The following is a 23,460-nucleotide window of genomic DNA, read 5'->3' as shown; positions in this document are numbered from 1 at the left end:
TCCAGCGACACGAGGCGGAATAAACGGCGAAAACCGGCTGGCCGTGTTACAAAACGTAACGGCTGAGGTCCGTAGACTTGGTCAGTTCGCCCAGGTTGTCGTTCACGAACTGCGCATCGACCGTAATTGAGGTCCCGGCCTTGTCTGGGGCGACAAAGGACAGATCCTCAAAAACGCGCTCCATCACCGTATAGAGGCGCCGCGCCCCGATGTTTTCCACGCTTTGGTTCACGTCAGCCGCGATTCTCGCCAGCGCCGCAATCCCGTCTTCGGTAAAGCTGACCGTGACCTCTTCGGTGCCCATCAATGCCGTGTACTGGCGGGTCAGGGCGTTATCTGTTTCGGTCAGGATACGAACGAAGTCCTCTTCGGTCAGCGCGCGCAGTTCCACGCGGATCGGCAGGCGACCCTGAAGTTCCGGCAACAGGTCCGATGGTTTGGCGATGTGGAAGGCGCCGGATGCGATGAACAGGATGTGGTCGGTTTTGACGGGGCCATGCTTGGTGGACACGGTTGTGCCTTCGATCAAGGGCAGCAGGTCACGCTGGACCCCTTCGCGGCTGACATCGCCGCCACGCGCGTCCGAGCGGGCGCAGACCTTGTCGATCTCATCCAGAAACACGATGCCGTTCTGTTCGACTGATTCCAGCGCAACACGGGTGACGGTTTCATCATCCAGTAACTTGTCGGCCTCTTCGCCGATCAGGGCCTCATAGCTTTCGGCGACGGTCATCTTGCGTTTGACGGTACGCCCGCCAAAGGCCTTGCCGAAGATATCGCCCAGATTCATCATCCCCATCTGGCTGCCCGGCTGGCCGGGAATGTCGAACATCGGCATCGGGTTCGAGGTGTCGGACAGTTCCAGTTCGATCACCGTGTCGTCCAGCTCGCCTGCTTTCAGCTTTTTGCGGAACATCTCGCGGGTGCCTTCACGGGCGTCAGTGCCGGCGATGGCTTCGATCACGCGGTCTTCGGCGGCCTGATGCGCCTTGGCTTTGACATCTTCGCGCATGTATTCGCGGGTCTGCAGGATCGCGGCATCGGCCAGATCGCGCACGATCTGTTCGACGTCACGCCCGACATAGCCCACTTCGGTGAACTTGGTGGCCTCGACCTTGATAAACGGCGCGCGGGCCAGTTTGGCCAGACGGCGGCTGATCTCGGTCTTGCCGACACCGGTGGGACCTATCATCAGGATGTTCTTGGGATAGACCTCGTCCCGGATATCGTCGGCCAGCTGCTTGCGCCGCCAGCGGTTGCGCAGCGCCACGGCTACGGCGCGTTTGGCGTCTTTCTGCCCGATGATGAAGCGGTCCAGTTCCGAGACGATCTCGCGCGGGGTCAGGTCGGTCATGTCAAATCAATCCGTCTGTTTCGCAGCGGAACCTAATCATACCGAGCAAAAACACAAGCCGATCACGGAAAACTCACGCCAACACACGTTCTGCACACGGAAAATCGTGGTGATGTGAATCGCCAGATCGCGGTCTCGTGCTGCATGGTGAGCGTCGACGGGCAAATTCGCCTGTACTGATTAATGGGAGACCCAAATCATGATGACTCGTCGTTCGCTCTTTTTGAATGCGGCCGCCACCGGCGCGGCCCTGACCCTGGCCAGCGCCAATGTCGCCCTGGCTGGCGGTGCAAAGAAAAAGGGCACATTTGAGGGCCGCTCGAAGCACGTGACAACCGGTTCGGTCAAAGTGGTCAAGGATGGCGAGCGCTACATCGTCGAATTGGGTGATGACTTCTCGCTGGACAATGGCCCGGATCCGCGCGTGGCCTTCGGCAAGGACGGCACCTATGATCCCAACTCCAAGCTGGGCGCGCTGCTGAACCTGAAAGGCAAGCAGCAGTATGCCGTGCCGCCGACCATGGATATCTCGGGCTACAACGAGGTTTACATCTGGTGCGAGGTCGCTGGCGTTCCGCTGGGCGTCGCGGCGCTTTCGTAACCCAACATCGAGAGACGCCCGGAGGCCGGGAAATTTCCGGCCTCTGACAAGCCGTTAGGTGGCAAAGCGCCTGTCTGTTACACTCACCCGAAGGAACCAGTTCCGGGGTGTGTTTCATGACGAAAATTGCCAAGATTACATTGCTGTTTGTGGTATTCGTGGATTTGATCGGGCAAGGCCTGGTCTTTCCCATCATCAACTCTCTGATCATGGAAACAAAATCCGGGTTCCTGCCGGAAAGCACGCCAATGGGGCGGAGGCACTTCTACTATGGTCTCGTCATCGGGTGTTTCTTTCTGTCCTGGTTTCTGGGCGTTGTTTACGTTGCCAAGGTTTCGGATTCGATCGGGCGCAAGAACGCCCTTCTGGTTTGCCTGGGCGGAGCTCTGGCTGGTTATGCCATCACCATCGTGGCGCTGTATATGAACAGTCTGTTCCTGCTGATCCTCGGTCGCTCGATCACCGGGTTTACCGCCGGCAACCAGCCCATCGCACAGGCGGCGATGATTGACGGCAGTACCGACGCAGCAGATCGAGACCGTAACATGGGCTACATCATCACCGGCGTCAGCTTTGGTCTGGTCGGTGGCCCGATAATCGGAGCTGTTCTGTCGGATGCAGCCATTTTGGGCAGCTACGCGACGCTCAAGATGCCGTTCTATGGCGCGTTTGTTCTGGTGCTGATCGCCATCTTCCTAGTGAGCGTTTACTTCAAGGACACCCGCACCGAGCGCGCGGCATTCGTATTCCGTCCACGCGACATCACCGATAGCCTGATCGCGGTGCGTGAACATCCGATGGTTTTGAAGATCCTGCCGGTCTATGCGCTGTTCATGATTGCCAACGTCACCTTCTACGTGTTCGTAGACAACTTTCTGACCAGCGCCTGGGGATATGGCGTGATTGGCGGCAGTATGGCGATGGTGGTGATCGGCTTTGCGCTGGCGTTTTCCAGCACGTTCCTTGTGAAACCGGCGCAAGAACGATTCAGTAAGCATGCGATCATCCACACCTCACTGGTGGTGATGGTGATCTGTGGCTTTGCCTTCGCCTTCAGCCCGAACGGGGTACTGAGCTATGTCCCGGTCTTTTTCTTCTATTTCTTCTTCGGGGTTTCGTATCCAACCTTGCTGGGCGTGTTTTCTTCCAGCGTCAGCGAGGCAGATCAGGGTTGGGTCATGGGCGTCACGACGGCGGTCTTCTGCCTTGCGGGCGGCGTCATGTCCCTGATCGGCGGCGGATTGATGAGCATCGACATCCGCCTGCCTTATTACATCGTCATCGCGACCGCTCTGCTTGGGCTGGTCGGCATGTACAGGCGTTGGAAAGGGAAAGAGATCTCGGCGCTGCTGGCTTAGATCGTCTCAACCGTCAGGTTTCCGTTGGTGTAAACGCAAATGTCGGCGGCAATCGCCATGGCTTCGCGGGCGACCTCTTCGGCCGTTTTGTCGCTGCCCATCATCGCACGGGCCGCGGCCAGCGCGAAATTCCCGCCTGATCCGATGGCGGCCACGTTGTGCTCTGGCTCCAGCACGTCCCCTGCTCCGGTGATGACCAACAGATCCTTGCCGTCAGTAACGATCAGCATCGCCTCAAGCTTTTGCAGGTATTTGTCGGTCCGCCAGTCCTTGGCCAACTCAACCGAGGCACGGGCCAACTGACCCGGCGTTGATTCCAGCTTGGCCTCAAGCCGTTCCAGCAAGGTAAACGCGTCTGCGGTCGACCCGGCAAACCCGGCGACAACCTCGAACCCGCCTGGCGACAAGCGGCGCACCTTGCGGGCGGTGCCCTTGATCACGGTCTGGCCCAGGCTGACCTGCCCGTCCCCGGCAATGACGACCTGGCCGCCTTTTTTGACACCAATGATGGTTGTCCCGTGCCAACCGGGAAAATCGCTGTCCGCCATGAAAGCCTCCGTGTTCTCAGTCGCTATATATGGGCCGGGCGCGGGACCGGCGCAACCCGTTGCACAACTGCCCAAAAGATATGCACAAAACGCAATCCGGGGTTACCGGACCAGCAATTGTGAGTCCCTGCCCGTAGGACTACATGAGGCTCACAACCGACAACGGGTCGGCTGTTTCAGATATAAGGACTGGGAACATGGCAACGACTGCAAACATCCATGCCCCACTCGGAGCAGCTACCATCCTGCACGTAGTGGACGCATTCATCAATTTCTTCGACTCCGCTGTTGAGCGTTACGAAAGCCGCAAGACGCGCAAGATCCTGTCGGGTCTGACCGACGCACAGCTGGAAGATATCGGCCTGGTACGCGCGGATATCGCAAAGATTTGATCCTGCAATCAGAACCAGAACATGAAGCAGCCGCCCGGAGATCCGAGCGGCTTTTTCTTTGTCAGCTTTGTACGTATTTGCCTGCCTGATCCGGAAGAAACGCCTCGATCGCGGCGGTGGCGATGACGTGGCAGGTGCCAGCGGCGTCATCCACGACATCCAGACCGCCTTTGACGGCCCGCACTTCGGCACGTCCCCGCGGCAGATCGGCAGCAACCTTGTCGCAATCGACCTCCTCAGGGCTTTGTACGGCGATGGTCACCTGAACGCGCATTTCCTTGTGGTCGATTCCAAGCTTGGAAAACAGCGTGATCGAGGAATGATGCAGCGCGTCCTGCACCGCGCGGCAGGCAGCTTTGGTGTAATTCTGACCGTAAAGATCGTTGCCGGTACCCATTTCCAGAATGATACGCTTCTCGGTCATCGGGCGGGCTCCATGTCGAATGAGACGATGACGGCGGCATTGGCAATAACAGTGCTTCCGTCGGTGTGGGGTTTTTCAATATCCAATCCGCCCTGCGTCACCGTAATATTGGGTTGCCCATAGGGGAAGATCGTCTTCAGCGCCTCAGTATCGACTTTGTCAGGCTGTTGAACGCCAACTTCGGCGTCAATGATCATCGCCTCTTTGGGAAATCCGAACAGCTCGGCCATATTCACCGAGTTATGCCACAGCGCATCCTTGATCGCCCGCAAGGCGGCCTCGGTATAATCCTCGCGCCGGAGGGATGTTCCCATCCCGAACTCCACCAGAACCCGTGTTTTGGGCATGTCGCCTCCTGTTTCTTTTACAGCGGTACTCTGCACGAGCTGTCCTGAATTGAAAGAACCAGAAGAACGATGTGTATCCGGCCAAGGTCGATAGGGCGGAAAATTGGCTTGAGTCGGCAAAATCGACTAAAATCCCAGAAATTTAGTTCGTTGTCAGAGAAGGATTTGATCTGATGAAGTCATTTCACCTCACTTTAACAGCAGTGGTAATTGGGCTTGCGGCGACATTTGTGTCCGCTGAAGAAATAGAAGACCAACGAAAATTCATGGAATTGATCGTCGGTAAAAAACTTGTACAGGGCGAAACCTGGGTGAAAACTCTCAAGGACGGCAAGGTCGAGGGCAAAGGCCCCAAAGCCGGCGACATCAGCGGTTCGTGGGAATGGAGCGGAAAATACTACTGCCGGGAACTTGTTATCGAGGGCGTCGCCCTACCCAATGACTGTCAGGTGGTCACAATCGATGACGGCAAAGTCACGTTCACGCACAAGGAGGGCGCCGGAGTTTCGGTGCAATGGAACATCGAATAGGGTCGCCCGTTGCACGAGGAATGCTCTACCGGGTGACAGGTTCAGCGCTAAAAAAGCGCCCCAAAACGGGGCGCTTTCGAGATTCGAAGATCTTTGGACCTTTAGATCGACTCGTCGATCCAGCTTTGCAGCGCGGCTTTCGGTGCTGCGCCTGCGCGGTTTGAAACAACCTGACCATCCTTGAAGATGAACAGCGCGGGGATGCCACGTACGCCCATGGCAGCCGCCGAATTCGGGTTGCTGTCCACGTCCACCTTGGCAATTTTCACCTTGCCGCCGTATTCGTTGGCCAGCTCTTCCAGAGCGGGGCCGATCTGCTTGCAGGGGCCACACCACTCGGCCCAGAAATCCACCACGACGGGGACATCGGAATTCTTGACTTCGGCGTCAAAGGTATCGTCGGTAACGGCAACGGTCGACATATTCTGTCTCCTGAATGGGGTAAACTCGGGAATTGAACGTAGGGGCCGGACATTCCAAGGTCAAGATATCTGGGTGCGAGACATGGCCAGCGTCACAAGATCGTGTGGCAACCACATCAGCTCAGCTGTCCTGGTCCACAGGATTGCGGTTCGAATTTCGTGGTTCGGATAGATCTGCGACAGCGCCTGGGCATAAGCGCCCATCTGCCGCAGCAAACCCTCAGGGCAGGATTGCGCGCTGTCGGGAACCGTCGCATTTGATTTGAAATCAATGACCTGAACCTCGGTCTCCGTGACAACCAACCGGTCGATCACACCATGCATGCGGTGTCCGTTAAGGGCGGCGGTCACCGGAACCTCGGCAAGCGTACCCTCGGCAAAAACAGGTTGGAGATGAGCGGCAGTCAAAACGTCGCAGGCCTCGTCCAACAGCTCTTGCCGTTCCGCATCCTGCATATCGGGCAGAACCCGGACGCAAAGCTGCGGCCAGTTTTCCCGAGCGACTGAGGGCAAATGTTCAAGCAGCAGATGCAAGCGCGTACCGCGCAGCTTTGCCGCCTCTTCATCCTGCCCGGTATCGCCGGGCAACGCCTTGGCACCGCCCAGATCCGATGGGCTGAGCGTTTCGGCTTCAGCCTCGGGTGATTCAGCGGGCGAAAGGAACGCGGCGGGCAATTCCAGTTCGGTTAGGGTCGTCTCTTCGGTTTCCATAAGCGGCGGCGCGTCCCAATCCCCATGCGACAATCGCAAAGTTCCGGTGCCGGGAAGTGCTACGGCCCCTGCCCGTTCCATCGCAGCCTGCACCAGTTGGTACCAGCTGGTTCCGTCCTTCCCGACATCTCCGGCGGCACCGACGATCAACCACTTTTCCGCACGTGTCAGCGCCACGTACAGCAATCGCAACCGCTCATTCTCTTCGCGTGATCGCGCTTCGTCCCGCGCGCGGGCGATCAACGACGGAGAGGCATCCGCAGGCACCTTCCACAACGGTGTGTTGTCCGAAACCATGATCTCGGCGTCACGCGGGGCTTGCCGTTTTCCAGTGTCAGGCAGGATGACGATCGGTGCCTCAAGCCCTTTGGAGCCATGCACCGTCATCACCCGGATCATGTTGCCCACACCGCTCATCTGGCGTTTGATTTCCAGATCGTCCGTCTGCATCCAGACCAGAAATCCGGTCAGGCTGGGGATATCCGTGCGTTCATATGCCAGCGCCTGCGACAGCAACGCGTTGATCCCGTCCTCGGCCTCAGCTCCAAGTCGGCCCAGCAGCTTTCGGCGGCCGTCATGGCGGGTCAGGATGCGTTCGATCAGGTCATAGGGGCGCAAAAAGTCGATCTGACCGCGCAGGTCGTTCAGCACCGCAAGCGTTTCCGGGAATTCTTCGGCCCGGTTGCGCAACGCGGCCCACAGAAATTTCTCTTGCCGCCGATGGGCCAGATCGAACAGCGCCTGCTCGCTCCACCCGAACAGCGGGGATTTCAGGACGGTGGCCAGTGACAGGCTGTCCTCGGGTGTGGCCAGAAAGCTCAGCAGCGCCGCTAAGTCCTTGACTGCCAGCTCAGCGCCAACCTTCAGTCGGTCGGCCCCGGCAATGGGCAGGCCCTCGGTCTTGCAGGCGCGAATGAGCTCGGCAAACAGGTCCGAGCGGCGCTGGACAAGGATCAGGAAATCACCCGGTCGCACTTTGCGACGGACAAATGTGCCGGGGGTCTCGCCGTCTTCAGGGATCGTCTCGCCCTGCTCGATCATGTGTTTGATCGACTTGGCCACTTTTTCGGCCAGAATAACGGTGTGGTGGCGCGCACCCGGTCGATCCACCGGATCGGTCCAGTCGCCATCCTCTTCATCCTCGACCTTTTCGACCACCGGCCACAGATCTATTCGCCCCGGCAGATCCGCCTTGAACGCGCGGTGCTGGCTGTCCTTGTGAAACCCCGCATCGGTGCTGTTTTCGAATAGAATATCGACCAGAGACAGGATCGCGCTGGAAGACCGGAACGAGTATTCCAGCGTCGAATCCCACAGTTTAGAGCCTGATTCCGACAGTTTCTTGCCAAACTCCGCCTGCATACGGTCAAAGGCCTGGGGGTCGGCACCCTGAAAGGAATAAATCGACTGCTTCTTGTCGCCGACCACGAAAATGGTGCGCTCGATGCCGGAACGGGCCCCCTCGCCGCTAGTGAACTCCTGCGCCAGTTTCTCGACCACGTCCCATTGATCAGGGCTGGTGTCCTGCGCCTCATCGACCAGAATGTGGTCGATACCACCATCCAGTCGATACAGCACCCATTCGGCCACAGCCGGGTCATTCAACACCTGCCTGGCGCGCAGGATAAGATCGTCGAAATCCAGCCACCCGCGTAATTGCTTGCGCCGTTCGTACTCTGGCAGAAAGGCGGCGGCAAATCGATGCAACACCAGCGTCTTGCGTGCTGCAATCAACGCCAACCGGTGCTCCCGTGCGGCTTCGATGCGCAGCATGAGCGCCTCGAGCTGGGGCATCTGATCGGCCAGCGCCCCTTCGCGCAGGGCTTTGGTGGGAAAGCTGTTGATCTTGGCCGTGAACGGTTCTTTGGCGGACTTGCCAGTTAGAAAAACGCCTTCCAACACTTGCAGACTGCCGATCCGGGCCTCGGTGAAGGCCGCGAGTTTCGCCGCAGCCTTGGCGTTATTGCCGCCGCTTTCCGTCAACGCGGCCAACAAGCTTTGGATAAGGTCAACTTCACCGCCGAGGAAAACGCGGTTCAACAGGGCATCTTCATCGAACCCATCTGGCAGGTCGAACCGCTGCAACAGATCAGTCCATTCCATAGCCTGCGCGAACTGATTGCGCTTTTGAGTAATGGCCGCCGTCAGCTTGTCAAACCCGGTATCGGTGACAAAACGGGCGACATCTTCGATCAATCCCGCCTGTGGACCCTCGGCAAAATCCTCGACGACTTCTTCGCGCAACAGCGCTGCGGCGCGATCTTCCATTTCCGAGAATTGCGGGCTGACCCCGGCCTCAAGCGGAAACCGCCGCAACAGCGACGCGCAGAACGAGTGGATTGTCTGGATCTTCAATCCACCGGGCGTTTCGATCGCGCGCGCAAACAGGGTTCGGGCCTGCGCTAGCCTTTGCGGGTCTATTTTGCCGGGCACGCCGAGATCGGTCAGTTGCGAAAGCAAACCGGCATCATCCTTCATTGCCCATTGTCCGAGGCGATCAAACAACCGGTTTTGCATCTCGCTGGCCGCAGCCTTGGTATAGGTCAGGCACAGGATGTGCTGAGGCTGCACCCCATCTAAAAGAAGACGCGCTACCCGGTCAGTCAGAACCCGCGTTTTTCCCGAGCCCGCATTCGCCGCCAGCCAGGTCGATGCATCGGGCCGCGCGGCCTGGACTTGCCGCTCGGTTGCGTCATTACGGGCGCTCATGTCATGTCCTCAGGCGTTGTTTTGTCGGTGCGATCCCATTCGCCGAACCGGGCCAGATGGTCATAGTCGCCAATATCCGTGTCCTTGTGCAGCATCCGTCGGGAAGAAAAGCCCTGATCAGGCTCTAAATAGGCCGAAATCAGCTCTTTTAGCTCGGTAAGAACCTTGTCCGGCGGCTCTTTGGCCAAGGGTGCGGGCACTTCTTTGTACGTGCCGCCCATGCCGATAAAGACCGCTTCGGCCACGGATGAGGGGTCGAAGCCTTCGATGCCACCCTGCTCGGCCATCGCGGCTTCGATCAGCAACTGTTTGTCGAATTTGGCCTGCTGGCTTTCGGTGGGCGGCGTACCGGTTTTGTAATCCACGATCCGCAGCGCACCCCGACCGTTCCGGTCGATCCGGTCCGCACGACCAACGATGGAAAAATCCAACGGTGACAGCACCAATTTCATCGCAGCTTCGAAGGCCACCGGCCCGCCATCACCGCGCCGCGTGGTTTCTGCTGACAGAAAATCATCGGCAATGCGTTCCAGTCGCGCCAGCCAGAGTTTCCGCGCCGTAGGCCACGCAACATGCTGATCCAGCAGAGTTTCCGCGCGTTTCAGAAAGTTGTCCCGGGTCAGGAGAGCCGAATCCAGGACGCTGTCCTTGACGAAATGTTCGAGAATTTCGTGGATGACAATACCGCGCAGCAGCGCATCCGGGGCCTGAACCAACGGGTCCAGTGGTTTCAGCCGCAGCACATGCTTGGCATAAATCGCGTAAGGATCGCGGATCAGGCGTTTGATTTCTGTCACGCTCAGGCGGTTCGGACGCGATGACACAGGAGGTCGCGGTGATGGCCGCGTGGCGGGTTCGATTGACGGCGCAGCCTCTAACTGTTCCGACCAGCGCAGCCATTGCCGCCCACGTGCGCGCATTCCGGACAGGGCGTCAGGCCCACCCTGCCCGGGCAAGCCTTGCAGCAGGTTCGTCATCCGGTTCAGCCAACGCGATGGCACGGTTTCTGCGTCATCGGACCGGGTCGCACGGGTCAGCCAGACCTCGGGCGCGCCGACGGCTTGTTGGAAATCATGTGCCGACAGACCGATCCGGCGTTCGGGCAGCAAAAGCCCGGCCTTGTCGCGCATCTGGCGGTTCAACCAAGGGTCCGGCGCGGCGGCTTCGGGCCAACTGCCTTCGTTCAGCCCTCCCAAAATCAGCAGATCTGCCCCCTGCACGCGCGCCTCGAGCGTGCCCCAGATCATGATGTGCGGATGTGGCGCGTCGCGGTCCCGAACTTCTTCGCCCGCCAGAAGCGCGCCCAACAGATCGGCGAAGTCATGGGCGGTCATCGGGCCGCCATGTTCTGCTTCATCGTCCAGGGCAGTCAGAACACCCAACGCCTTTTGACCTGCGTTTTTGTCCCACAGTGTCCCGGAGTCCCCGGTGCTGCCCGCCGAAATCGCTTCGGCCAAGCTGCGTAGCCTTATGACCCAATCCGCCAGTAGAAGCTCGCCCGAGATCTGCTGATCGCAGAAATGGCCGGTCAGCCAGCGCACCCAGTCCTCGGGCACCTCTTTGCGGACGGCAAAAGCGGTCAGGCTGACACTGTCCGGGAATGGCGGGCCGTGACGACGCAAATCCAGTTCAAGATCGCGCGTATGCAGCAAATGCGTCCCGCGTTCACCGCCATCGTGGCAAAGCGGGTGTTTCAATAGGGTCAACAACGCCTCGCCATCCAGACGCCGCGCGAACAGGCCTGCGACGTGACGCAAGAACCGGCCAGGTGGTGACAGTTGCAAGGGCAACCCGGCGCTGTCATCGGGAAGAATGTTCCAGCGATCCAGCGCGGCGCTGACCTGACGTGTCAGCATCCGGTCAGGTGTGATCAGGGCGGCGGTCTGTCCGGTTTCAGCGGCCTGCCGCAGACGCAGTGCGATGGCCAGCGCCTCGGATCGCGGGGATTGCGCCTCCACCAGAGTAAGCTCCTTAGTCGCGCCTTCTAGATCGGTCAGCTGAGGGCCTTCGGACATCCAGGCATCGGTGATCGGTGCCGGTCGTAATGCAAGTGAAATCAAACGATTGCGAGAGGGTGAGGGAGGTTGATCGCCGGTCCATGGCTGTATCTGATCAGGTTCTAAATCGAGCTGCGTCATCAGCTTGCGAAAACGGTATTGAGGGTGATCCTCAGAAATCAGCGCGTCGTCCAATCCTCGCCAAACGTGATCCGGCTGGTCAAAGTCATATCCGGGCAGAATCAGCGCACCCTGAGGCAGACGGGCAATCGCCTCCATCAGCATCAGTGTGGTGCCGCGCGAACCGGTCGAACCAGCGAGAATGACAGGATGCTGCGGCGGAGAAGCCTGCCAGCGCGCGATCAGATTCTCGACCACACGCCGCTGCCGGGCCTGTACGTCCAGTGCGTTCTGACCAGTGTCGATGAAGTTATCCGCAATCCCGATGAAAGCTTGCGCACGCGCCCAGTGTCCGGACATGTCGCTGACATCCAACTGCCGGATCGCGTCGGGCGAAACGCCTTCGCCCTGCATCTCATCAATCAGTGCCGCCAGGCTGTCGGACAGGTCGAACAATGAGGATCGCGCGGCCAGATCGGGCTGTTGTTCCAACAGCTTGGCGATCAGCTGCGTCAATTCCAACCTGCGCCGAAGCGGCGGAACAGCAGGTGGTAACTGCGCCAGGTCGAGGCTTTCACCCAGATCGGTGACCAGAGAAAGGCGCGGCAACAGGCAGGACGGACCCTGATCGAACAGATCGCGGACTCGCCGGGCCATGCGCCGAGTGTTGACGACCAACTGAACCCGCGCCAGTGCTTCGGGCGGGTTCCCGGCGCTGCGGTCACGTAATCCCTGAACCAGCATTTTCGGAAAATCCGCACCGGGCGGCACGGCAAAAACGCGCGGCGTGGGGCAGGGATCAAACATCAGCGATCAGCCCCTCGGCAAGCGAAATTCCGTCGGGATGACCGACATCGCACCAGCGGCCCGGATAGGTCAAAGCAAACAGACGGTCCCGTTGCTTCATTCGGTCCCAAAGCACGTTGAGGGAAAACGCTTTTTCAGGGATGTCCATCAGACCCTCGGTCTTCATGATCTGCGCCCCACCATAGATCAAACCGCCGCCGCGGGTGATCCGACCGGAGGAATCCGCAGTAAAATCGCCCGATCCTGTGTGTCCGACAGTCTGCGCCACAGGAACACACATCAACAGCGCATCCATGTGATCAGGGTCCCATGCGTCGCGGAGCATAGATAAGGGGTTCGGCCCTGACCAGATCGCGTCGGGATTCAACGTGAAAACAGGATTCGAGCCTAACAAAGGTAAAGCGGCGCGAATTCCCCCCCCGGTTTCAAGGATATCCGGGGTTTCATGGGACAGCAGGACGCCTTTTGGGCTCAGATGTGCCTCAAGCTGATCAGGCAGATAGTGCAGGTTCGCCACCACGCGCGCGGGGCGCAGTTCGGTCACCAAATCCAGTGCGTGGTCGATCAGCGGTTTGCCGGCGACCTCGATCAAAGGTTTGGGCTTGGTCTTGGTCAAAACACCCATACGGGTGCCAAACCCGGCAGCAAAAAGCATGACGGCTTCGGGGTGTTGGGTCATTTCTGTCTGAGCCTGTCCAGGTTTTCAGGGGTGGGCGCGGGCAGGGCATTGCGCAGCAGATCTGCGACAGACACCAGCGCAGGATGTTCCAGATCCCGCATAAGATGCGCCCAGGTCGCCGGGATCAGATCGACATAGCTCGGCTTGCCATACTCAGTTGCCAGCCGAGCAAAAACACCCAGAATCCGCAGGTTTCTCTGCGCCCCCAACACGGCAAAGGCAGTGCGGAAATCGTGGTCATTCACGCCGGTGGCCGTGATATAGCGGTTTACCATCCGCATCTCGGTGCCGGGCGCCACATCACGGCGCACATCCTGCAGCAGGGACACAAGGTCATAAGCCGGATGACCCAGCATGGCCGTTTGGAAATCTAGCAAGCCGACACGTTGCACCCCATCGCGATCCGGCAGCCAGATCAGGTTTTCGGCGTGGTAATCGCGTAGCACAACAACCTTGGTGCCCGACGTCTCACGATGCAGAATGTCAGAGAACCGGTTTTCGAACCGGTTTCTGGCGTCGATGTCATGAGTACCCAACACCGCCTGTGCGTATTTGGTAAAGGACAGTGCGGCCAGTTCGGTCATCAGTGTTGGGTCGTAGGACTGCAGGGACAGGCTGGGCGCATTGTGCAGATCAATCAGGACGTCGGTTGCAGCTTCGTAGAGTTCGCGTTCCATACGCGGTACTTGCCCTAGCACGCGGGCAAACAGGTCATCGCCCAGATCCTCAAGCAACAGGAACCCAAACTGCGTGTCTTCGGCGTAGATTTCCGGCGCGCTCAGGCCGATGGAACGCAGATATTCATCCACGCGTGCAAAGCTCTCGACGCTTTCCGCCTTGCCCGGTGGAGAGTCCATCAGGACCGCCGTTTTTCCCGTTTCCGGATCGGTCAGCCGTTCATAGCTTCGGTTTGAGGCATCGCCGGCTAATGGCGCGTGCGTTGCGTTGGCCCATGGTGTCTGCGCAATCAGCGCTTCGGCCAAAACCGCCCGGTTCGTCATGCAGGAATCCTTAGTTTCTGAGGCCATTTTGGATCCGACCACGAAAGGGTCAGATGGCGCATTTCGGTCGTGTTAGGGTCTGTTTTGAACGATAGAACGGCAGCGGATTCCGGGGTCAGCGGACCCAGCTTGTCCGGCCACTCGATCAGGCAGATTGCGGTTTCAAAAGCCTCGGTCAGCCCCAGTTCTTCGATTTCTTCGACGGCGCTGAGACGATACAAATCGCAGTGCCAGATTTCTCCGGCCGTCGTGTCATAAGCCTGAACCAGCGTGAACGTGGGCGAGGGCACATCCTCGGGCTCAGTCATCAATGACTGGATCAGGCTGCGGGCAAAATGGGTCTTGCCGCTGCCGATCTCGCCCTCAAGCAGCAGGATGTCACCGGGGGACAGCGCAGCACCAATGCGAGCAGCAAATTCCGCTGTTTCTTCCGGTGAGTTCAAAGTGGCTTTACAGGGCGATTTGGTCATGGCGCCACAATGGCCCCGTGCCCGATTGGCTGCAACCCGGTTCAGGCGCTGATTTGCTGTACCTCTTGCCGCATCACGGCGCGACGATCCGGAGCGAAACGAACAATGGTTGCGCCGTTTAGCATCGGACTGACTGTGCACAGCACCGGAGTCCCGTTTCTCAGGTAAATCTCACCTGACCATTCGGCGCGGTTTTCCCGCATCTCTACAAAATCCCGAATTTCACCGAGGATCGGAGTGGCGGTGCAGAGTTCCTGCCAGTTTCTCGTGACCTCCAGAACGGTATCCGCTTCGAATCCGGCATCGCCAGTGTCACCCCAAAGCTGTTGATAGGCGTAATTTGTAAAAGCTAGCGTTCCGTCGTCGCTGAAGACGGCGACGGCGTCCGCCAATTTGTCCAGAATGGACTGCATCAGGTCCATTTCCGAACGGAACCGACGGGTCAATGTGATCTCGGCCGTGATGTCTTCGAACAAAAAAGCGACGGCGCCGTCCGGATGCGGGCGCCCGCTGACGGAATAAACGGATCCTGAGGGCAGGGACCACGTTTCCTGATAGTTTCCGTCCTCTGCCGCTTCCAGAAGGTCATTCATCTGACTGCGCCAGCTACGGTAGTTCTTGGGTTCCGGCATCATGTGCTGATCCCGCAGCCGGTCAAAAAAGCTGGACAAGCTGGGACGACAGCTCAGGAAATCCGGGGGCAGGGTGGTCAGGTCAATCAGTGCTGGATTGAACAGCGCCAACTGACGGTTGCGGTCAAAGATCGCCAATCCGATAGACAATTGCGCAAAGGTTTTGGTCATGGTCTGAACGAACTTGCGCTGCACCATTTCCGCCTCGACGATAGCGTTGATGTCGACGGCGTAGGACAGGTGGCCTTCGGGGTGATCCACGATGGTAAGGTCAAACCACAACTTGTTGTCACTGAATTCGGAGGAAATGGAGACGCGGGCCTTTGCGCTAAGCCTTTGGTCGTCATCGGGGACCGGAAACAGCGGCGCAGTCAGGTCCGTGTCCTGATCCCGCACCTTGCGGACCAATGAAACATAAGCTGCGTTGCACCAGCGCACATTACTTTGGTGGTCCAGCAGCCAAACAGGGTAGGGTGCCTTCTCCATCGCAAGACGGTTTGGATCATTCGGCGCGCGCTGGATTGTCGAAGGGCATTCGGTTCGGTCGCGCAGTTGAACCCGAACGATGCCGTCTATCCATTCGCACAGCACATCGCGCTCAACCGTGCAGTCAATGGCCGGAATGACCATGTTCCCTTCGCGCCGAATCCTGTCAGGCGATTCAGGAAATGACGGAAAATCCCTGTGGAGCAGGCGGCAGAGGTCGGTCCAGTCGCGAACCTGTTCGAACCCTTCCAGCGCGATGTCCGAGTGGCTGATGAGCCGGTCGCCATCAAACAGGAACACGGCATCAAACAGGGATGCCGGTGAGGACAGGCCAAAATTGTCGCCCCTTTGCCGTCGGCGAGGCAGCAGCCATTGCACCGCAAGACTGGCCGAAACAAGGCTGATGATGGCCAGAATGATCCAGTCGATCATGTGCGCTCCGGTGTAAAACCACGAAAAGAGACTATGCGCCGCAATGGTTAACGGGGTCTTAACCCGAGTCAGGTCTGGAAGCGCTGGTTGACGCCCGAAGGTACGGGGGTATCGCCGGTCTGGGCATCCACCAGGTTACGCGGCCAGTTAACCCTGACGATTGCACCACGGCGTTCCGGATTATCCGATAAGGTCTGATAGGGGTCGGAACCGTTGGCGAAATCCAGTTCCGCTCCGCTGCGCTCCAGAAGCGTTTTGGCGATGAACAGGCCAAGCCCCATGCCTTCGTATTCAGGGCGGGTTTTCTTGTCGGTTTCGGTTCGGCGGCGGCGCATGAAAGGATCGCCAATTCGCCCGATCATCTGCGACGGGTATCCGCGCCCATCATCCATGATGCTGACGGTGATTTGTTTTGAGGTCCATTCAGCCTCGACCCAGACGTTGCCGCGCGAAAAGTCCACGGCATTCTGGATCAGATTGCGCAGGCCATGGATGATCTCGGGTTTGCGCAGGATCGAGGGTTGCTGGACATCGCCGTCCCCGACCGGACCTTCATCAAAGTGAACGGTCTTGCCGCGGTTGATATGCGGCTCGGCCGCCTCATGAACAACGGTGGAAAGTGGCGCCTGCCGCAGATGCAGATCGTCTTTGCCTGCCCGACCCATATCGCGCAGGATGTCCCGGCAACGGTTCGCCTGTTCGCGGATCAGGGCGGCGTCTTCGATTAGGTCGGGCCGGTCATCCAGCTCTTCGATCAGTTCGGAGCTGGCAAGCTTGATTGTTGCCAGCGGCGTACCCAGCTCATGCGCGGCGGCGGCGACCACGCCGCCCAGATCGGTCAGCTTCTGCTCGCGCGCCAGCGCCATATGCGTCGCGGCCAGCGCCTCGGACATGGACTGCACCTCAGAACTGACACGGTGCGAATAAGCACCCAGAAACACGATGGCGATGACGATTGCGGCCCAGTTTCCGAACAGCAATATGGCTGGGATGTCCAGTTCAGCCCCCAGCGCGGTGCGCAATGGCAGATGGAATTCGGCCAGCAGAGTGGTCAGGACAATCGCGACGCCGCCGATGATCAGGGTCGACCGAGTGCTCATGACACTGGCCGAGATTGTGACCGGCCCCACCAGCAGCAGCGCAAAGGGGTTGTTCAGCCCGCCGGTCAGATACAACAGGATGGCCAGTTGCAGCAGGTCGAACAACACCATCAGGAAGTTTTCAAATTCGGACAGGCGCTTGTTGCGGGGAAACAGCAGGATCGCAGTCAGGTTCCCCATGACCGACACCCCGATCGCCAGATAGCACAGAGTGGCATCCAACTGGATGTCATAGGTCTGCTGCGCAACAGTAATGGCGGTGATCTGGCCGATGATCGCGACCCAGCGCAACAGGATCAGTGTGCGCAGCCGAATCCAGCTGCTGCGTTCCTGACCGCTCCATATTGTGATGTTGGAATTTGCCATCGGTCGATTATGTCCTGTTGCATCGGCTGAACTTCTTGATAGGTGTCCCGGCCGAAACGATCAACAACCCCTCTTTTGTCAGGATTGATGTCATGGTTCGTCTTTATGCCATCCTTGCAACCGTTGTTCTGGCCGTTGGCCTGGGCGCCATGTGGCTGCTGACGCGCGGCGCCGGCTCAGACGACGAGTTCGCACAGTGCCGGACCAGTCAGATCGCTGGCGGTGCGGCCGCAATCGGCGGACCGTTCGAACTGATCAATGGCAAAGGCGAAACAGTCACCGACAAGGACGTGATCACCGAACCGACGCTGGTTTATTTTGGCTACACCTTCTGCCCTGATGTCTGCCCGTTCGACATGTCGCGCAATGCCGAGGCCGTGGATATCCTGGCCGAGCGTGGCCAGTCGGTGACACCGCTGTTCATTTCGATCGACCCCGACCGCGACACCCCCGAAGTGATGGCGGACTACGCTTTCAACCTCGGCGGCAAAACCATTGCGCTGACCGGTTCGCCGGAACAGGTCAAGGCCGCGAGCCAGGCCTACAAAACCTATTACAAGGCCCATGACAAAAGCGATGAGTTCTATCTGGTCGACCATTCGACCTTTACTTATCTGGTCACGCCCGAGGATGGTTTCATCGAATTTTTCAACCGCGACGACACCGCCGAACAGATGGCCGATAAGGTCGGTTGCTTTCTGGACAAAATCTGAAGAACAACGGGTTGTTTGACCTTTGAGATGGCGCTGCTATTACTCATGGTTAAGCCAAAGGCGTGAAATAGCGGAAAGAACAGAATATGGCGGACAGCTCTGACCTCGACATCGGCCCCGATAAATCCCTGCTTTTGGTGGACGATGACGAACCGTTTCTGAGACGTCTGGCCAAAGCGATGGAGAAACGCGGGTTCGAGGTTGAAACCGCAGGTTCCGTCGCCGCTGGTCGCGCCATTTCCACCGCCCGCCCGCCCGCCTACGCCGTGGTTGACCTGCGGCTGGAGGACGGCAATGGGCTGGACGTGGTCGAGGTGCTGCGCGAGAAACGCCCCGACAGCCGGGTTGTGGTTCTGACGGGCTACGGTGCGATTGCCACCGCCGTTGCTGCAGTCAAGATCGGGGCGACGGATTATCTGTCCAAACCTGCTGATGCCACCGACATCACCAATGCGCTGCTTGCTAAGGGCGACGAGCTGCCCCCGCCACCGGAAAACCCCATGAGCGCGGATCGTGTCCGTTGGGAGCATATCCAGCGGGTCTATGAGCTGTGCGACCGGAACGTATCGGAGACCGCCCGACGGCTAAACATGCACCGCCGGACGTTGCAGCGGATTTTGGCAAAGCGCAGCCCGCGGTAGTGTCCCGCGAGTTGGATTCAATCTAACACAAGATTGTGTTCAGAGGATGCCGCTTAGGTCAGCTAAGCGGACGACGCGAGCGGACAAAGCAGTCATTCGTAGAATCTCTAAAGACGAAGATGCAAATGCGTGATAGCTCCAGATTATGGCCACGACATCTGCGCGAAATCGACCATCCATCCCTTATGCATTTGCGGTTATTGGTGTTCTTTTTGCTTCAATCTGTTTCGGGCTGGTTCCCTACTTCAGCCGCAGCCTGACCGAACAGGGTGTTGCACCCTATGCGGTCGCATTCTACCGCTACATTGTTGCGGCTCTTCTTCTGCTTCCTGTTCTCATCGTGCACCGAAAAGAATGGCCAGAGATCACTTGGGGTCTTTCAGCCGGAGCCGTTATGGGGCTTGGTTGGATCGGATATGTAACGGCGCTGGAGAAGCTGCCCGCATCGACAGTGGGTGTGCTTTACATGACCTATCCGGTGTTCACCTTAGTTATTGCTTGGGCTGTGTTTGGCGATGCACCCACGCGACGCGCAGTGTTGGCCGCTGGTCTGATTGTGGTGGCAGCTGTCATTGCTGGCTCGCCTGCGTCAGTGGCTGCGGAACACCTACCAACGCTGCTGCTATCCCTTGCCGCCCCATTTGGGTTTGGCTTCGGAATTTGCGTCCTGGTACACAGGTTGTCACGGATTACGCCGTTGGCACGTATCGCGTCAGTTTCTCTGGGGTCTGTACTGGGCCTCGCGCCGCTCATCCTTGGTGCTGAGGTTGGAGAGCTTCTCCCAAGGGAACAATCCGATTGGCTTTTCATTGTTGGTATTGGTCTGGTTACCGCTTTCGTGCCCCAGCTTATCTACACGATATGCTCACCTGTTATTGGGGCTTCCCAAACCGCGGTCGTCGGAAGCATCGAATTGCCCACGATGTTTGCCGTGGGATACCTTGCTTTTGGCGAAGCCATCTCTTTTCCTCAAGCTTTTGCATGTGCCTTAGTGCTGGGCGCAATCGCGATCACAAGAAGTAGAAAGACGCGCACCGTATCTACCGTGCTCGCAAAATCACCGAGGCGGTAGTATTGGGCTTAGAGCCGTCATTGGAAAAATTGGTACGCTATAAAAGGGCTATCAATGCCTCCTGCCGCGCCATATATGCCTCTCGGACCTCAACCGGCGGGCGCAGCGTAATCTCCAATCCCTCCATCACCGCCTTGTCCGGACGTCCAAAGAATTTCGTCGCCTCAGCCTCGGAAAAGCCCGCGATCTGGGTGGCCTCCATCCAGGCGCTGATCTTGTCGGCTTTCTTGATCTGGCGTTTCACCGTTTTCGGCACTTCGGCGGGCAGTCCGAACCGAATGTGGATCGCCGCTGCCAGACGGTCATCCAGCGCGCCGTAATCGGGGCCGACGGCGGATTTTACGGGCGAGATCATATCTCCGATCACATATTCCGGCGCATCATGTAACAACGCCGCGAGCCGCCATTTCGCGGGTGTTTTGGGTGAAATCCGGCCAAAAAGCTCTTCAACCAACAGGGAATGTTCGGCTACGGAATAGGCGAAATCCCCTGCCGTTTGCCCGTTCCAGCGCGCCACAAAGGCCAGTCCGTGCGCGATATCTTCGATTTCGATGTCCACGGGCGTCGGATCCAGCAAATCCAGCCGGCGGCCCGACAACATCCTTTGCCATGCTCTGGGTTGTGTTGCCATTTTGCCATGCCCCCCGATGCCGGACGCGCTTGCGTCGCCTTTTTGTGCTATGATGTACCTGTCTGGATCACCAGCTGCCAACATTTTCTTGAGCATTCGTGCTTTGAACCTGCACGTATCGATCCCGACATATGGACTGAGGGGGGTGCTTACTCCTCCCAGTTGCGCCCCTCTCGAATCGAAACTTGAATCGAAAGGAGCTTGTTATGTTCAAACGCTTGTTCGCAATCGCCCTGACGTTTGGAATGGCTGCCACCGCGCCGCCCGCATTCGCCCAAAGCTGTGCGCAACGCGAGGATGTCATTGCCAAACTGCAGAACAGTTATGCCGAGGAACTGACCTTTGGCGGCCTGCAGAAAACCCGTGGCGCGCAATCGGTCCTGGAAGTCTGGTCATCGAAAGAAACGGGAACCTATACCGTTCTGTTGACCCAAGCCAACGGCATCAGCTGCATTGTGGCCGTCGGCACGGATTTTTTTGAAGCGATCCCAAAGATCAAGATTGATGGCACGCCAAGCTGATTTGAGGGCGTAAGACCTGTTTCCGCCTATCTTCGTTGCCACTTGCATAAAGGGATGCTAGTGGCACTCCGGATCAAAATATACCGGAGTGGAGTATCTGATGGCCGGGGACTACATCGTTAAGGACATTTCGCTGGCCGATTTCGGCCGCAAGGAACTGGATATCGCCGAAACAGAAATGCCGGGTCTGATGGCCCTGCGCGCCGAATACGGCGAAAGCAAGCCCCTGAAAGGCGCGCGCATTGTTGGTTCGCTGCACATGACCATCCAAACCGCTGTTCTGATCGAAACGCTGGTTGCGCTGGGCGCCGATGTGCGCTGGGCATCGTGCAACATCTTCTCGACACAGGACCACGCGGCTGCTGCGATTGCGGCGGCGGCCATCCCTGTCTTCGCCATCAAGGGCCAGACGCTGGAAGAGCACTGGGATTATCTCGACAAATCCTTCCTGTTCGAGGAAGGGCCCAACATGATCTTGGACGATGGCGGCGACGCGACGCTGTACATCCTGCTGGGCGCACGTGCCGAAGCAGGTGAGGACATTATCCCTGTTCCGGGTTCGGAAGAGGAAGAGGTCATCAAAGCTCAGATCAAGAAGCGGATGGAAGCAAGCCCCGGCTGGTTCACCAAGATGCGCGACCAGATCCAGGGCGTATCCGAAGAAACCACCACCGGCGTGAACCGCTTGTATCAGCTGGTCAAAGACGGCCATCTGCCGTTCCCTGCGATTAACGTGAATGACTCGGTCACCAAGTCGAAGTTCGACAACAAATACGGCTGTAAGGAATCGCTGGTCGACGGTATCCGCCGCGCCACCGACACCATGATGGCCGGTAAGGTTGCTGTTGTGTGTGGTTACGGTGATGTGGGCAAAGGTTCGGCCGCCTCGCTGCGCGGTGCCGGTGCCCGTGTGAAAGTCACCGAAGTCGACCCGATCTGCGCCCTGCAGGCGGCTATGGACGGTTTTGAAGTCACCCTGCTGGAAGACGAAGTTGCCAGCGCGGATATCTTCATCACCACAACCGGCAACAAGGACGTGATCCGCATCGAGCACATGCGCGAGATGAAAGACATGGCCATCGTCGGCAACATCGGTCACTTCGACAATGAAATTCAGGTGGCCAGCCTGAAGAACCACAAATGGACCAACATCAAGGAACAGGTGGACATGATCGAGATGCCCTCGGGCAATCGTCTCATCCTGCTGTCCGAAGGCCGTCTGCTGAACCTCGGCAACGCCACTGGCCACCCGTCTTTCGTGATGTCAGCCTCGTTCACCAACCAGGTTCTGGCGCAGATCGAGCTGTTCACCAAAGGCGACCAGTACAACAACGAGGTCTACATCCTGCCCAAGCATCTGGACGAAAAGGTTGCGCGTCTGCACCTGGATCGCATCGGTGTCAAGCTGACCAAGATGGATAACGAGCAGGCGGCATATATCGGCGTCAAGCCCGAAGGCCCGTATAAGCCCGAGCACTATCGCTACTGATTTCTGCACCTAGCAGAGAAGATACGGCGGCCAGTTTGGCCGCCGTTTTTCGTTTGTCCTCACCGAAGTGACGGAAAGAAATCCCCACGTCCTTGGGGTGTGAAATCCAGAATGTTCCACAATGGCCACGCCACGTCGACATGCCGGGGATGCCAGTCGCTTGGCTCAAAGAACAGCTCCGAGCTCCAGAAATGGCTAATGCCGTCATGGTCGCGCTGAAAGACATTCAGGATCGGCAGTTGGCTGCCGTCCTCGGACTCGGCCAGATAATCGCGCTGATAATCCGTGCCTAAGGCTGAATAGAGCGGCAGACTGCCCCATCCCATATCCGCTTTCAGTTTCGCCAGTTTTTCACAGGTGTTCTGAGCCACAACGGCAAATGCAGTTTTCTGGGAAATATGCGCGACTTGCCCATTCAGCCCATCCAGAAAGGCTGAACACATCGGGCAGGGAGATTCGGCATTGGGCCCGTACATAAGCGAATAAATCGCCAAGGTGTCATGTGAACCGAACAAAGACGAAAGCGGCGCTGGCGCGCCATGCTCTGCGCGGAACGCATAATCCTGCGGGATGGCCCCGCCTTTGGGCAAGCTGCGCCTCTGGCTTGCAACGTTTTCGATCTGGGCACGCAGCTCGGCTTCGGCCGTCAGCAGTGTATTTCGGGCGGCTCGGTATTGTGGGCTTTCATTGGGTAGTGACACGGGCATGGCGACCTCCTGATCCCGGAAAGAACATAATATTTAACATTATTGTTAAATAAAGAGAGGTCAAAATCAAGCCCCAGATCAGGCAGGACTGGGCCTAAGGGGGAATGCTGCGGATTTTTCCCTTTGTGCATTTTCCGTGGCTGGTTACCGTGTCTTTGGCGCTGGAGTGGCCAAAAACACATTCGAACCAGGAGACGACT

General features: G+C 58.3%; 23 protein-coding genes. 9 read left to right on the top strand and 14 right to left on the bottom strand.

Annotated features, from left to right (window positions below):
• Positions 1-46: 46 nt before the first annotated feature.
• Positions 47-1,354 carry an ATP-dependent protease ATPase subunit HslU gene (gene hslU, locus ACR0AA_RS15160; RefSeq protein ID WP_480665352.1) on the bottom strand — a complete coding sequence of 436 codons (1,308 nt, stop codon included), beginning with the start codon at positions 1,352-1,354 and terminating at the stop codon, positions 47-49.
• A 199-nt stretch (positions 1,355-1,553) separates the two neighbouring features.
• Here hslU and ACR0AA_RS15155 point away from each other — a divergent pair, with 199 nt between their 5' ends.
• Positions 1,554-1,955 carry a DM13 domain-containing protein gene (locus ACR0AA_RS15155; protein WP_480665353.1) on the top strand — a complete coding sequence of 134 codons (402 nt, stop codon included), beginning with the start codon at positions 1,554-1,556 and terminating at the stop codon, positions 1,953-1,955.
• A gap of 116 nt (positions 1,956-2,071) precedes the next feature.
• Positions 2,072-3,313 carry an MFS transporter gene (locus tag ACR0AA_RS15150; RefSeq protein ID WP_480756355.1) on the top strand — a complete coding sequence of 414 codons (1,242 nt, stop codon included), beginning with the start codon at positions 2,072-2,074 and terminating at the stop codon, positions 3,311-3,313.
• On the opposite strand, the gene hslV is transcribed toward ACR0AA_RS15150, so the two are convergent.
• Positions 3,310-3,861, bottom strand: a complete 552-nt coding sequence (gene hslV, locus ACR0AA_RS15145) for an ATP-dependent protease subunit HslV (protein ID WP_480665355.1) — start codon at positions 3,859-3,861, stop codon at positions 3,310-3,312. The two genes, ACR0AA_RS15150 and hslV, sit on opposite strands and share 4 nt — an antisense overlap.
• A 197-nt stretch (positions 3,862-4,058) precedes the next feature.
• Here hslV and ACR0AA_RS15140 point away from each other — a divergent pair, with 197 nt between their 5' ends.
• On the top strand, positions 4,059-4,253 hold the full coding sequence (locus ACR0AA_RS15140; RefSeq protein WP_480665356.1) for a DUF1127 domain-containing protein: 195 nt from the start codon (positions 4,059-4,061) through the stop codon (positions 4,251-4,253).
• A gap of 61 nt (positions 4,254-4,314) precedes the next feature.
• Here the strand turns inward: ACR0AA_RS15140 and ACR0AA_RS15135 are convergent, their stop codons facing one another.
• Both ACR0AA_RS15135 and ACR0AA_RS15130 read right to left on the bottom strand, forming a co-directional pair.
• The gene (locus ACR0AA_RS15135; protein ID WP_480665357.1) at positions 4,315-4,677 is read right to left on the bottom strand and encodes a Lin0512 family protein; all 363 of its coding nucleotides are present in this window, start codon (positions 4,675-4,677) and stop codon (positions 4,315-4,317) included.
• Positions 4,674-5,024: a Lin0512 family protein gene (locus ACR0AA_RS15130; protein WP_480756354.1), complete on the bottom strand. Its 351-nt coding sequence runs from the start codon at positions 5,022-5,024 to the stop codon at positions 4,674-4,676. The genes ACR0AA_RS15135 and ACR0AA_RS15130 overlap by 4 nt, the downstream gene beginning before the upstream one ends.
• Positions 5,025-5,197: 173 nt before the next feature.
• Here ACR0AA_RS15130 and ACR0AA_RS15125 point away from each other — a divergent pair, with 173 nt between their 5' ends.
• A complete protein-coding gene (locus ACR0AA_RS15125; protein WP_480756353.1) occupies positions 5,198-5,554 on the top strand; it encodes a hypothetical protein in 357 nt (118 codons plus the stop codon).
• 101 nt (positions 5,555-5,655) lie between these two features.
• On the opposite strand, the gene trxA is transcribed toward ACR0AA_RS15125, so the two are convergent.
• The 8 genes from trxA to regB all read right to left on the bottom strand — a co-directional run bounded on the left by trxA (position 5,656) and on the right by regB (position 17,486).
• Positions 5,656-5,976, bottom strand: coding sequence for a thioredoxin (gene trxA, locus ACR0AA_RS15120; protein ID WP_170410773.1), 321 nt, complete (start codon positions 5,974-5,976; stop codon positions 5,656-5,658).
• Positions 5,977-6,036: 60 nt separating this feature from the next.
• A complete protein-coding gene (gene addA, locus ACR0AA_RS15115; protein WP_480665360.1) occupies positions 6,037-9,396 on the bottom strand; it encodes a double-strand break repair helicase AddA in 3,360 nt (1,119 codons plus the stop codon).
• Positions 9,393-12,320: a double-strand break repair protein AddB gene (gene addB / locus ACR0AA_RS15110; RefSeq protein WP_480756352.1), complete on the bottom strand. Its 2,928-nt coding sequence runs from the start codon at positions 12,318-12,320 to the stop codon at positions 9,393-9,395. The genes addA and addB overlap by 4 nt, the downstream gene beginning before the upstream one ends.
• Complete coding sequence (locus tag ACR0AA_RS15105) at positions 12,313-12,999, bottom strand: nucleotidyltransferase family protein (protein WP_480665362.1); 687 nt, start codon at positions 12,997-12,999, stop codon at positions 12,313-12,315. Before ACR0AA_RS15105 ends, addB begins: the two co-directional genes overlap by 8 nt.
• Positions 12,996-14,000, bottom strand: coding sequence for an aminoglycoside phosphotransferase family protein (locus ACR0AA_RS15100; protein WP_480665363.1), 1,005 nt, complete (start codon positions 13,998-14,000; stop codon positions 12,996-12,998). The genes ACR0AA_RS15105 and ACR0AA_RS15100 overlap by 4 nt, the downstream gene beginning before the upstream one ends.
• Complete coding sequence (gene tsaE / locus ACR0AA_RS15095; protein WP_480665364.1) at positions 13,997-14,470, bottom strand: tRNA (adenosine(37)-N6)-threonylcarbamoyltransferase complex ATPase subunit type 1 TsaE; 474 nt, start codon at positions 14,468-14,470, stop codon at positions 13,997-13,999. The genes ACR0AA_RS15100 and tsaE overlap by 4 nt, the downstream gene beginning before the upstream one ends.
• 41 nt (positions 14,471-14,511) lie before the next feature.
• Positions 14,512-16,020, bottom strand: a complete 1,509-nt coding sequence (locus ACR0AA_RS15090) for a PAS-domain containing protein (RefSeq protein ID WP_480665365.1) — start codon at positions 16,018-16,020, stop codon at positions 14,512-14,514.
• A gap of 68 nt (positions 16,021-16,088) precedes the next feature.
• Complete coding sequence (gene regB / locus ACR0AA_RS15085; RefSeq protein WP_480665366.1) at positions 16,089-17,486, bottom strand: sensor histidine kinase RegB; 1,398 nt, start codon at positions 17,484-17,486, stop codon at positions 16,089-16,091.
• Positions 17,487-17,578: 92 nt separating this feature from the next.
• On the opposite strand from regB, the gene ACR0AA_RS15080 reads away from it, so the two are divergent.
• The 3 genes from ACR0AA_RS15080 (at position 17,579) to ACR0AA_RS15070 (ending at position 19,912) form a co-directional block, all read left to right on the top strand.
• On the top strand, positions 17,579-18,199 hold the full coding sequence (locus ACR0AA_RS15080) for an SCO family protein (protein ID WP_480665367.1): 621 nt from the start codon (positions 17,579-17,581) through the stop codon (positions 18,197-18,199).
• An 86-nt stretch (positions 18,200-18,285) separates the two neighbouring features.
• On the top strand, positions 18,286-18,840 hold the full coding sequence (locus tag ACR0AA_RS15075) for an ActR/PrrA/RegA family redox response regulator transcription factor (RefSeq protein ID WP_142637470.1): 555 nt from the start codon (positions 18,286-18,288) through the stop codon (positions 18,838-18,840).
• Between the two features lie 145 nt (positions 18,841-18,985).
• Positions 18,986-19,912, top strand: a complete 927-nt coding sequence (locus ACR0AA_RS15070; RefSeq protein WP_480756351.1) for a DMT family transporter — start codon at positions 18,986-18,988, stop codon at positions 19,910-19,912.
• A gap of 37 nt (positions 19,913-19,949) precedes the next feature.
• On the opposite strand, the gene ACR0AA_RS15065 is transcribed toward ACR0AA_RS15070, so the two are convergent.
• Positions 19,950-20,543: an HD domain-containing protein gene (locus ACR0AA_RS15065; protein WP_480665380.1), complete on the bottom strand. Its 594-nt coding sequence runs from the start codon at positions 20,541-20,543 to the stop codon at positions 19,950-19,952.
• A gap of 206 nt (positions 20,544-20,749) precedes the next feature.
• Here ACR0AA_RS15065 and ACR0AA_RS15060 point away from each other — a divergent pair, with 206 nt between their 5' ends.
• Positions 20,750-21,064 (top strand): hypothetical protein, encoded by a 315-nt coding sequence (locus tag ACR0AA_RS15060; protein ID WP_239339490.1) that lies wholly within the window; start codon positions 20,750-20,752, stop codon positions 21,062-21,064.
• 100 nt (positions 21,065-21,164) lie between these two features.
• On the top strand, positions 21,165-22,553 hold the full coding sequence (gene ahcY, locus ACR0AA_RS15055) for an adenosylhomocysteinase (protein WP_480665369.1): 1,389 nt from the start codon (positions 21,165-21,167) through the stop codon (positions 22,551-22,553).
• Between the two features lie 59 nt (positions 22,554-22,612).
• Here ahcY and ACR0AA_RS15050 read toward each other — a convergent pair whose 3' ends face one another.
• Complete coding sequence (locus ACR0AA_RS15050) at positions 22,613-23,260, bottom strand: DUF899 family protein (RefSeq protein WP_480665370.1); 648 nt, start codon at positions 23,258-23,260, stop codon at positions 22,613-22,615.
• Positions 23,261-23,460: the final 200 nt, after the last annotated feature.

Source organism: Ruegeria sp. CE8 (genome assembly GCF_056537465.1).
The sequence above is the reverse complement of the archived record's forward strand: the minus strand, read 5'-3'. Positions and strand labels throughout refer to the sequence as shown.